Source organism: Saccharopolyspora spinosa NRRL 18395 (genome assembly GCF_000194155.1).
GTDB classification, from domain to species: Bacteria; Actinomycetota; Actinomycetes; order Mycobacteriales; family Pseudonocardiaceae; genus Saccharopolyspora; species Saccharopolyspora spinosa.
In genome coordinates, this window is sequence record NZ_GL877879.1 from 420404 (window position 1) to 431390 (window position 10987).

The following is a 10987-nucleotide window of genomic DNA, read 5'->3' on the forward strand; positions in this document are numbered from 1 at the left end:
CCCGGCCGGTGGTGCCAGTCCCGCCGCCCCGTGTCGCACGGGGTTTGAACACCGCCACCGGCCGGGTTCCCAACCGATCAGCGGACCGTTTCGGAACCGCCGGGAACAGCACAACCAGCTCCCAACCCCGGGGTTGGGAGCAATCCCGGAACCAGGTTCCCGGCCGCCGGGAAGAAGGGTTCTTCACCCCTTCTCACCTGCATGGGAAGAACCCCGAGAAGCGGCACCGGAGAAGCACCGAGAACCCGCCGAGAACCCCTCTCCCGACCGAGCCGATCGACCGGGCGACCGAGCCGACCAGCCGGGCCGCCGCAGCCGACCGGGCGACCGAGCCGGTGACCTGCATGAGTCGACCCCGACTCGACCGGAGTCGGCCCTGCCGAGTCGAGGTCGACTCGGGCTTGTAAAAGCCCTGTTCGCTGATCCGCGAACAGCACAAACACCACCCGCGAATTTCCCGAGTGACATCGGAGCCGAAAGCCCATGAGTAAGCCGAAAACCCCGCCCGACACGGCGGGCGAACAGCGGCGACGGCTGCACCTGGTCCCCGACTCCACCCAGCAGCCGACGAGGGAAGCCGCGGGGCCAGTGCCGGCGGTTCCGGCGCTGGCGTTGGACCCGGAGACCGAGCGGCGCGCGCTGGAAGAGATCGCCCGCGCTCGCTCGGAGCTGCCCGACCGTGACGAAGCGATGTTCGGCACCTACCTCGGGTCGCTCGTGCGCCGCCTGGAACCGACCAGCGAGGCCGACCCGGCGAACATCCTCGCGTCGCTGATGGCAGCGACCGGGGTCTATCTCGGCGACGGGCCGCACATGCGGGCCGGGGACGACCGGCACCCGCTGCTGGTGTGGCCGATGGTCATCGGCCGAACCGGCGTAGGCCGCAAGGGCGCGGGCTGGTCGGCCGCGAAACGCCTACTGCTGGCCACCGACCCGGACTTCGAGGACCGCAACATCCACTCCGGGCTGACCTCCGGAGAGGGGCTGACGCAGGCGTTCAACGAGGACGAGGCGGGCGCGACCGGCCCCGACGAGGGAGAGGAAGGCAAGGGCAAGAAGCGGGCGTCGCTGCTGCCGCCCGGTGACCGCAGGTTGCTGGCGTTCGAAACCGAGTGGGCCACCGTCATGGCCCGCATGAAGCGGGAGGGCAACACGCTCTCGGCGACGCTGCGCGCGGCGTGGGAAGGCGGGAACCTCTCCACCCTCGGTGTGAACGCCCGGATCGTGCGAGACACCCACGTCGGGATCCTGGCCCACATCACGCCCAACGGAGCCAGCAGCATCTACCTCGGCAAGGACGGCTACTGGCACGGCCGCGTCACCGTCGGAGTTCGCGACGACGGTAAGCCCGACCGCCCTCACGTCCAGGCCAAGACCGAGGCCGAAGTCATCGACAAGGTGCGCAAGCTCGAACGCGATCGCGATGCGGGGAAGGTGCGAAAGCCTGGCCGGGCCTGGACCGTCGAGAAGTGGCTTACGCACTGGGTCGAGAACATCGCCGCGCCATCCGTCCGTTACAAGACCCTTCAGGGCTACCGCACGGCGGTGTACAAGCACTTGATCCCCGGCATCGGCGCGCACCGGATCGACCGAATTGAACCGGAGCACTTCGAGAAGCTCTACGCGAAGATGCAGGAATCCGGCGCGAAAGCGGGAACCGCGCACCAGGTGCACCGCACCGCTCGGGCCGCCTTTAACGAAGCCTTCCGGCGTCGGCACCTCACCGAAAGCCCGGTGCGGTTCGTGAAAGCGCCGAAGGTCGAAGAAGAGGAAGTCGAGCCCTTCACGCCGAAGGAAGCCCAGCAGATCATTACGGCCGCGCTCAATCGTCGAAACGGCGTGCGATTCGTGATCGCTCTCGCACTGGGCTGCCGCCAGGGTGAAGCGCTGGGCTTCAAGTGGGAACGGCTCGACCGGGAAAACAGGCTCTACCACGTTCGGAGGGCGCTTCAGCGTCAAGCCTGGCAACACGGCTGTGAAGATCCGCACAACTGCGGTGCGAGGTTCCACCGGGTTGCTTGCGCCGAGAACTGCAAGCGGCACCGCAACCGGAAGAACTGCATTCGCAACGAGAAGGGACACGCTCGACCGTGCCCGCCGAACTGCGACCGACACGCCAGCAGCTGCCCGAAACGGCACGGCGGAGGCCTGCGCGAGGTGGATGTGAAGTCGAAGGCTGGCCGCCGGCGGTTCGTTCTTCCTGACGAGATCTTCGACCTGCTCATGCGGCATGAGGAAGTCCAGCGGCACGAACGGGTTCACGCCGGTACCGAGTGGCAGGAGGGCGGCTGGATCTTCACGCAGCCCAACGGCAGGCCGATCGATCCGCGCCGCGATTGGGGCGAGTGGAAGGAGATCCTCGCGGAGGCCGGTGTTCGGGATGCCCGGCTGCACGACGCGCGGCACACCGCAGCGACGGTGCTCATGCTGCTCCGTGTTCCGGACCGGGCCGTTCAGGACCACATGGGATGGTCGTCGATCCGGATGAAAGAGCGGTACATGCACGTCACCGAGGAACTGCGCCGCGAGATCGCCGATCAGCTGAATGGGTATTTCTGGAACCCCAACTGAGACCGAAAGTGAGACGGATCGCGCCTGGTCACCGGGTGGGCAGGCGCGTTTCCGCTGGTACGGTCGGAGCCGCTGAGGGGACTCGAACCCCTGACCGTCCGCTTACAAGGCGGGCGCTCTACCAACTGAGCTACAGCGGCATGCACTTCGTCGTGCGGGGACATCGTAAGCGGCGATCCGCCCAGGGTGGAAAGGGGCCGCGTCGAGGCTGCCGGACGATGGCCGCCGACCGCGGCGACGACCGGCCGGAAATCGGTGATGGACGCCATAGATTGTGGGTGCAACGGTCTGCTCATGGCAGGCGATGCCCGAGGGGAAGATCAGGCACGGCGAACCGCCCGCACGGCGGTCCGGCAGGAAGGAAGACAAGCAGTGGGAATCACGCAGCGCGCCCGCGGTGTGCTGCGGCGGCGCGACCCGGAGCTCACCATCCCGCCGGGGTCTCGCAACGTCGTCTACGGGCCGGCACTGCCCGATGAATCCACCGTCCACCTCGTCCTGGACCTAGGGCTTCGCATCGGCGAGGTGCAGATGGCCAGCGGGGCAGGCGCCTCGGACGTGACCGCGACGATCATCGCCGTGGTCACGGCCTACGGTCTGCCGCACACCGAGGTCGACGTGGTTTACACGTCGATCACGGTGTCGAGCTACCGGGGCACCGACCTGCCGCCGATCACGTCGCTGCGGGTGGTCCGCAACCGCTCCCTCGACTACACGCGCCTCACGGACGTCGAAGCGCTGCTGCGGCGGATCACCGCCAACAAGTTGACCGCCGCCGAGGCCTACGCCGAGCTGGACCGGATCACCACGGCGCCGCACCCCTTCCCGCGTTGGGTCGCAACGCTGTCCTGGGCGGGCATGGCCGCCTCGCTGGCCGTGTTGCTCGGTGGCGGCTCCACCCCGTTGCTGCCGCTGGTCGCCGCCGGTGCCACCGCGCTGGTCGACCGCGTCGGGCGGCTGCTGAACAAACGCTCGTTGCCGTTCTTCTTCCAACAAACCGTCGGCGGGGCGCTCGCCACCGCCGTCGCGCTGGGCTGCTACGCCACCGGCCTGCTCGACAACGCGGCGCTGGCGATCGCGGCCAGCATCATCGTGTTGCTGTCCGGGATGACCGTGGTCGGCTCGATGCAGGACGCCATCACCGGCTACAACGTGACCGCGGCGGGCCGGATAGCCGAGCTGGCCCTGATGTCGGCCGGGTTGATCGCCGGGGTGGTGCTGTCGCTGTACATCGGCGTGCGGATCGGCGGGGACAGCGTCGGCAGCCTCGACGCGCAAGCCCTGGGGCGCGCCGAAGTGCTAGCACCGGCGCTGCACCTGCCGGTGCAGATGCTCGCCGGTGCTTCCACGTCGGCCTGCTTCGCGCTCGCCAGCTACGCGCCGCCGCGGCCGCTGCTCACGGCCGGTATCGGCGGTGCCGTGGCCGCCGCGGTGCACGCGCTGCTGACGCTGGCCGACGTGCACACCGTGCTGGCCGGGGCGGTGGCGACCACCGTGGTCGGTTTCATCGGCGGGATCATCGCGCGGCGGCTGCGGATTCCCGCGCTGGTGATCGCCGTTTCCGGTGTCGCGCCGCTGCTGCCGGGGTTGGCGACCTACCGCGGGCTGTACGAGCTGTCCGTGCTGGGCAGCCCGACCGGCGTCGCCACGCTGATGCTCGCCGTCGCCACGGGTCTCGCGCTCGGCGCCGGGGTGGTGCTAGGCGAATACCTCGCGCAGCCGGTTCGCACCAGGCTCGGTAGGTTGGAACGCCGTTTCTCCGGGCCGCGGATGTCCGGGCCGCTGCGTCCCGCGAAACGGCGGCTGGACTGATCGGCTATGAGTCTTTTGCGCCGCCGCAGCAGCCCAAAAGACTCATAGGCCCGCACGTCCCGTTTGCACCACACGCAGCACGCAGCAACTGGCTGGATTGGCTAGCCTCGCGACAGGTAGCCGACACGGCGGGAGGATTACCGGTGAGCAAGGGCAGCACGCCCGATCGAGCGGATTTCGTCGTGGTCGCGAATCGGCTGCCGGTGGATCTGGAACGCCTCGGCGACGGCACGGAGCGCTGGAAGCACAGCCCCGGCGGGCTGGTCACCGCGCTGGAGCCGTTCCTGCGCGCCCGGCGCGGCGCGTGGGTCGGCTGGCCCGGGGTCGCCGACATCGAGGTCGAACCGTTCGCCGACGACGACCTGCAGCTGCACCCGGTGCCGCTGTCTGCAGCCGAATTCGCCGAGTACTACGAGGGATTCTCCAACGCCACGCTGTGGCCGCTGTACCACGACGTGGTCGTTCCACCGGTGTACAACCGCTCCTGGTGGAACGCCTACCGACGGGTGAACCGGCGCTTCGCCGAGGCCGCCGCCGAGGTCAGCGCCGAGGGCGCGACGGTCTGGGTGCAGGACTACCAGCTGCAGCTCGTCCCGGCGATGCTCCGCCAACTCCGGCCCGACCTGCGGATCGGGTTCTTCCTGCACATCCCGTTCCCGCCGGTCGAGCTGTTCATGCAGCTGCCGTGGCGTACCGAGATCGTGCGCGGGCTGCTCGGCGCCGACCTGGTCGGCTTCCACCGGCCCGGCGGTGCGCAGAACTTCCTGTGGCTGGCCCGCCGGTTGGCCGGCTTCGAACCCAGCCGCGGCCAGGTCGGGGTCCGGTCCCGCCCCGGCATGGTGCAAGTCGGCGACCGCACCGTCCGGGTCGGCGCGTTCCCGATTTCCATCGCCGCCACCGGACTCGACCGGCTGGCACGCACCAAGGAGATCCAGCAGCGCGTCAAGACACTGCGCGCCGAGCTCGGCAACCCGAAGAAGATCATGCTCGGCGTCGACCGCCTCGACTACACCAAGGGTATCGACGTGCGGCTGCACGCGATGCACGAGCTGCTCGCCGAGGGCCACGTCAAGGCCGAGGACGTGACGATGATCCAGATCGCCACGCCCAGCCGGGAACGCGTCGAGCACTACAAGCAGATGCGCGAGGACATCGAGCGCGAGGTCGGGCGGATCAACGGCGAGTTCGGCCGCGTCGGCCACCCCGCGGTGCACTACCTGCACACCTCGGTGGACCGCAAGGACCTGGTGGCCTTCTACTGCACCGCCGACGTCATGGTGGTGACGCCGGTGCGGGACGGCATGAACCTGGTGTGCAAGGAATACGTGGCCTGCCGGTACGACCTGGGCGGTGCACTGGTGTTGAGCGAGTTCGCCGGTGCTGCGGCGGAGCTCACGAGTGCATTCCTGGTGAATCCGCATAACCTGGACGGTGTGAAGGACGCGTTGCTCGCGGCCCTCGACATCGACGAGGCCGAGGGACGCCGTAGGATGCGCGCACTGCGTAGGCAGGTGCTCACGCACGATGTCGACCGCTGGGCCCGGTCGTTCCTCGAAGCACTGGGCACACCGCTCGCGGAGTAGCTGCGGGTAACCGGTCCACAACACGGACAGCACCGCGTCAGCGATACTTGTCGAACCCGGTCGACGCCGACGGTCACCATCCACGGCTCGAACCGGATCGATCCACACCAGACTTGACCGCGCCCCCCTGAGGAGTATGGCGTTGACCGCCGAAGCCCTGCCTGCCGAGCTGCGCCGTGTGATCGTGCAGCTTGCGCGGACACCTCGACTTCTGGTCGCATGCGACTACGACGGCACCCTCGCCCCCATCGTGGCGGACCCGACCCAGGCCAAACCGCTGCCAGAATCGGTGCACGCCCTGCGGTCGCTGGCCGCGCTGCCGGCGACCACCACGGCGGTGATCTCCGGCCGCGCGCTGCGCGACCTGGCCACCCTGTCCCGCCTGCCCGCCGAGGTGTACTTGGTCGGCAGCCACGGGTCCGAATTCGACGTCGGGTTCGTGCACGAGCTAGAACCCGAAGCCACCCAGCTGCGCACCGAACTGCAGGTCGCGCTGCAGGACATCGTGCGCGGCAAGCCCGGCGTCACGCTGGAGAACAAGCCCGCCAGTGTCGCCGTGCACGTCCGGCGCGCCGAGCCCGCCCTAGCCGAGGAAGTGCTGGAGACCGTCAGAAACGGCCCGGCGTCCTGGGAAGGCGTGCAGGTCACCGAGGGCAAGGCGGTCGTCGAGCTCGCAGTGGTGCAGACCGACAAGGGCAACGCGCTGGACGCGCTGCGCCACCAGGTCGGCGCCACCGCGGCCGTCTTCCTCGGCGACGACGTCACCGACGAGAAAGCCTTCGCCCGGCTGCACGGCCCCGACCTGGGCATCAAGGTCGGTGACGGGGACACGCTGGCGCCGTACCGGATCGGCAGCACCACCGAGGTCGCCACCGTGCTGGCGTTCCTGATGGAGGAGCGGCGCACCTGGTTGTACGGCGAGCAGGCCCCGCCGATCGAGCGGCTGACGATGCTGTCCAACGAGCGCACCGTCGGTCTGCTCACCCCGGACGCGCGGCTGACCTGGATGTGCCACCCCGGCCCGGACTCGGCGGCGGTGTTCGCCGACCTGCTGGGCGGCCCCGGCGCGGGCCACTTCACGATCCGCCCGCAGGGCGGCAACGGTGCCCAGCGGAGCCCCCTGCCGCTCGGCCAGCGGTACGTGCCGAACACCATGATCGTGGAAACCCGCTGGTCGCGGCTGCTGGTCACGGATTACCTCGCGCACGGCACCGACAGCCACCGCACCGACCTAGTCCGGGTGATCAGCGGCAGCACCCGCGCGGCCGTGGAGTTCGCGCCACGCCCGGAGTTCGGGCAGGTGCCGGTGCGGCTGACCGCCGAGGCGGGCGGGCTGCGGGTGCTCGGCACCTCGGAGCCGATGGTCCTTTATTCGCCCGGCGTGCAGTGGGCGATCACCTCCGACGGCATGCACGAATCCGCGCACGCGGTCGTCGACCCGACCGAGGGCAGCCCGCTCGTGCTGGAGCTGCGCTGCGGCACCGACGACCTGTCGCCGGCGCGCACCGAGGTGGACCGCCGGCTGGAGGCCGACCGGTACTGGTCGGAATGGATGAAGACCCTGTCGCTGCCCGAGGTGGAGCGCGACCTGGTCGCCCGCTCCGCGCTGACGCTGCGCGGGCTGTGCAACTCCGACACCGGCGGGATCATGGCCGCCGCCACCACCTCGCTGCCGGAGGAGATCGGCGGCGTCCGCAACTGGGACTACCGGTACTGCTGGCTGCGCGACGGCGCGATGACCGCGCAGGCGCTGGTCACGCTCGGCTCCACGGCCGAGGCCGAGGCGTTCCTGAACTGGCTGCACCGGGTGCTGGAGACGCTGCCCGGCCCGGAGCGGCTGCACCCGCTGTACACGCTGCAGGGCACCGGGCTCGGGCCCGAGGCCGTGATCGACAGCCTGCCCGGCTACGCCGGTTCGCGGCCGGTCCGCGTCGGCAACCTCGCCGACCAGCAGGTGCAGCTCGACGTGTTCGGCCCCGTGGTGGAGTTGATCGCGCACCTCGCGCAGGCCACCAGCCGGGTCCGGGACGTGGACTGGGAGCTGGTCACGGCGATGGCCGAGGCCGTCTCGCACCGCTGGGCCGAGCCCGACCACGGCATCTGGGAAGAGCGCGACGTGCCGCGCCACCACGTGTACTCCAAGGTCATGTGCTGGGTGACGCTGGACCGGGCGCTGAAGCTGGCCACCGCGTACGGCCGAGAGGCCGACCCGTCGTGGGAGCCGCTGCGCGACCAGATTGCCCAGGACGTGGTCAAGAACGGCTGGCACCCGGACGTGCAGGCGTTCACCACCGCCTACGAGGGATCGGACCTGGACGCGGCGTCTCTGCACGTCGGCCTGTCCGGGCTGATCGACCCGTCCGACGAGCGGTTCCAGGCGACCGTCACGGCGATCGAGGCGGAGCTGCGCAGCGGGTCCACTGTGTACCGCTACCGCCGCGACGACGGGCTGCCGGGCGACGAGGGCGGCTTCCACCTGTGCGCCGCCTGGCTGATCGAGGCGTACCTGATGATCGGCCGGCGCACCGAGGCGGAGGAGCTGTTCCAGCAAATCGTCGACACGGCGGGCCCGACGGGGCTGCTGTCCGAGGAGTACGACCCGATCGCGGAGCGCTCCCTCGGCAACCACCCGCAGGCTTACTCTCACCTCGGCCTGATCCGCTGCGCCCAGCTGCTGTCGGCGTAGGGCGGTGGGGAGGGAGCGAACGGCCTGTTCGCCACCCCCTATGGCACGAACGGTCCGTTCGCTTCAGCCCGTCAAGGCGGGGTGAACGGAACGTTGGTGCCGTGTATTGACGTGAGCGGTCCGTTCGTCCCTTTCTGCGGGGTGAACGGTCCGTTCACTCAGCCAGGTTTGATGTGGTCGACGGGCCGTTCGCTTCAGACCGGTTCGTGGCGTGAACGGACCGTTCGCGCCGCATCGGGGGTGAACAGGCCGTTCGCTTCGCCCCCGTTCTCCAGGTCACGATTTGGGCGAATGGGGTCATACCGTCGGGGGGCGACTAATACCCTCTGTGCCGGACACTCGCGCGAGGGAAGGCGGACGGGTGAACGGACTGGTCGCAACGCTGATCGTCGTGATCATCGTGATCATCGTCGCGGTGGTTGCCGTGGTCATTGGGATGCGCGCCAAGCGCGGCGCAGCGAGGCCGGAAAGCCGGCCCGCCGACCCGTTCCACACCGGTGATCAGGACTCGCTGCGCGGTGATCCGCGGGCGCTGAAGGCCGGCGACATCGTCGAGGTGCGCGGCCACTCCTACACCGTCCGCGGCACCATCCGGCTTTCCGAAGGCGGCTGGAACTGGGCGGAGCATCTGCTCGACGACGCCAAGGGTGGCCAGGTGTGGCTGGCCGTGGAAGAAGATCCGGACCTGATCCTGTCGTTGTGGACGCCGGTCGCCGACGCCGGCGAGCCGGGCCCGAAGACGATCGACTTCGCCGGGCGCACCTACCACTCCGAGGAGTCCGGCTGCGCCGAGTTCCGCAGCGAGGCCACCACTGGCCTCGCCGAGCAGGGCGCCGTCCGCTATCACGACTACGAGGCCTCGGATGGTTCGATGCTGGGCTTCGAGTCCTACGGCGGCGCCGACTGGGAGGCCAGCGCCGGCGAGGCGCTCAGCCGCTACGACGTGCTCATCTACCCGACGGCGGACTGACCGGTGAAACCCAAGTTCTGGTTCGTGGTGGCCGCCGCCGCAGCGGTGTTGGCTCTGATCATCGGGCTGGTGACGATCTTCGCCACCGGCACCGGGCCGCGCGGATACGTCGCGAACAACTACCCCCGCGCCGCCCACCTGGATCTCTCTGGTGACTCCGACAACCGGGCCTACACCAGCCCGAAGCCGCCGACCGCCGTGGCCGCCGAGATCACGTCGAAGTGGCGCCCGCAGTCCCAGTACGCCGACTCGTCGGGCATTTACCTGCGGTATTCCAGCGATGCGGTGATCATCAGGCCGCACTCGCCTGGCTCGGTGATCCACGTGATGGACGCCGACCGCGCCTACCGCCGCTACCACAGCCACGTCGGTGGGGTCTGGGGCTGGAGCAGCCCGCACGGCGAGAGCTTCCGCGGCAGAGGCCCGGGGGCGGGCAAATGAGCACCACCATCAAGAAACCCGACCGCCGCCGGGGAATCGTGCTGGCCGTGGTGGGCTTCTTCGTGGCCGTCGGCGTCGTCGGGTCGCTCATCGGCGTGCTCGGCGGCGACCCCGCGCAGACCACCTTCACCTCGGAGGAGTCCACCTACTACTCCGAGGGCCAGCGGTATTCGGGGCCGCCGATCCAGCGGTTCACCCCGGCCGAGGCACAGCAGTTGGCGCAGGGGCTCGCCGCGGCCGAGGCGACGCACGGGGTGTGCTTCGGCTGGAAGCTCGTGGACGCGTCGACGAAGCAGTTCGACCAGGGCTCCAGCCGGGGACCGAACATCCCGGCCGAGAACTGTCCGCGCTGGGCCGAGGTCCGGGTTTTCGTCGCCGCCGGATCCACCGAAGACGATCCGGACGCGGCCGACGTCAAGGTGGCCGCTTCGGACGGCCTCGCCTCGCTGCCGGGCGTCGACGACTTCGTCAACCTCGGCGTCACCGCCGACTCGCTGGCCGAGGAGCCGGTCACCGTGGCTGGGCAGGCCGCGCTCGGATTGCCGTTGCTGCTGGTGGAAACCGGCGCGTTGAAGGCCCCGCCGGTGGCGGACGACGCGCCGGGAAACGCCTCGGCTCCGCCGTTGCCGCGCGGCGACGGCTCTGGCTCGAACTGGGTGACCTGGGCGTGGCTCGGCGGCCTGGGCGTCGTCGTGGTTCTCGCCCTGCTCCTGGGCTTCCGGGCTCGCGCCAAGCGGAAGTCCACATCGGACACTTCGGATGGCTCGAGCGTTCCGGCCGCGCCGCAGGCACCTCCGCAGCCCAGGCTGACGGAGCAACAGGGGGCGCAGTTCCCGCCGCCAGCGGGACCGCTGCCTCCGCAGGGGCCGCCGGTCGGGCAAGGACCGCCGGTTGGGCCGGGACCGCAGGTTGGGCCGGGACCGC

The 10987-nt window shown here is 69.8% G+C and carries 7 protein-coding genes and 1 tRNA gene; 7 read left to right on the forward strand and 1 reads right to left on the reverse strand.

Features of this window, described 5'->3' with window-relative positions; all coding sequences use genetic code 11:
* Positions 1-1245 precede the first annotated feature (1245 nt).
* Positions 1246-2571 (forward strand): tyrosine-type recombinase/integrase, encoded by a 1326-nt coding sequence (locus SSPN_RS0121090; protein ID WP_029535569.1) that lies wholly within the window; start codon positions 1246-1248, stop codon positions 2569-2571.
* Positions 2572-2638: 67 nt separating this feature from the next.
* On the opposite strand, the gene SSPN_RS0121095 is transcribed toward SSPN_RS0121090, so the two are convergent.
* A tRNA-Thr gene (locus SSPN_RS0121095) sits at positions 2639-2711 on the reverse strand.
* 232 nt (positions 2712-2943) lie between these two features.
* Here SSPN_RS0121095 and SSPN_RS0121100 point away from each other — a divergent pair.
* From SSPN_RS0121100 to SSPN_RS44860, 6 genes are all read left to right on the forward strand, one after another.
* Entirely contained in the window at positions 2944-4383 is a 1440-nt protein-coding gene (locus tag SSPN_RS0121100; RefSeq protein ID WP_010308333.1) for a threonine/serine exporter family protein, read from the forward strand.
* Between the two features lie 143 nt (positions 4384-4526).
* A complete protein-coding gene (locus SSPN_RS0121105; protein WP_010308336.1) occupies positions 4527-5966 on the forward strand; it encodes an alpha,alpha-trehalose-phosphate synthase (UDP-forming) in 1440 nt (479 codons plus the stop codon).
* Positions 5967-6102: 136 nt separating this feature from the next.
* Positions 6103-8652, forward strand: a complete 2550-nt coding sequence (otsB, locus tag SSPN_RS0121110; protein WP_010308339.1) for a trehalose-phosphatase — start codon at positions 6103-6105, stop codon at positions 8650-8652.
* 361 nt (positions 8653-9013) lie between these two features.
* Positions 9014-9622 (forward strand): DUF4178 domain-containing protein, encoded by a 609-nt coding sequence (locus tag SSPN_RS0121115; RefSeq protein WP_010308342.1) that lies wholly within the window; start codon positions 9014-9016, stop codon positions 9620-9622.
* A gap of 3 nt (positions 9623-9625) precedes the next feature.
* Positions 9626-10063 (forward strand): DUF4247 domain-containing protein, encoded by a 438-nt coding sequence (locus tag SSPN_RS0121120; protein ID WP_010308344.1) that lies wholly within the window; start codon positions 9626-9628, stop codon positions 10061-10063.
* Positions 10060-10987 (forward strand): hypothetical protein (locus tag SSPN_RS44860; RefSeq protein WP_010308346.1); only part of this gene is annotated, 928 nt, incomplete at its 3' end. The genes SSPN_RS0121120 and SSPN_RS44860, both read left to right, overlap by 4 nt.

What these genes read in the sequence shown, in the direction of transcription:
- otsB (WP_010308339.1), top strand. Translation starts at nt 6,103, where the DNA reads ATGGCGTTGACCGCCGAAGCCCTGCCTGCCGAGCTGCGCCGTGTGATC.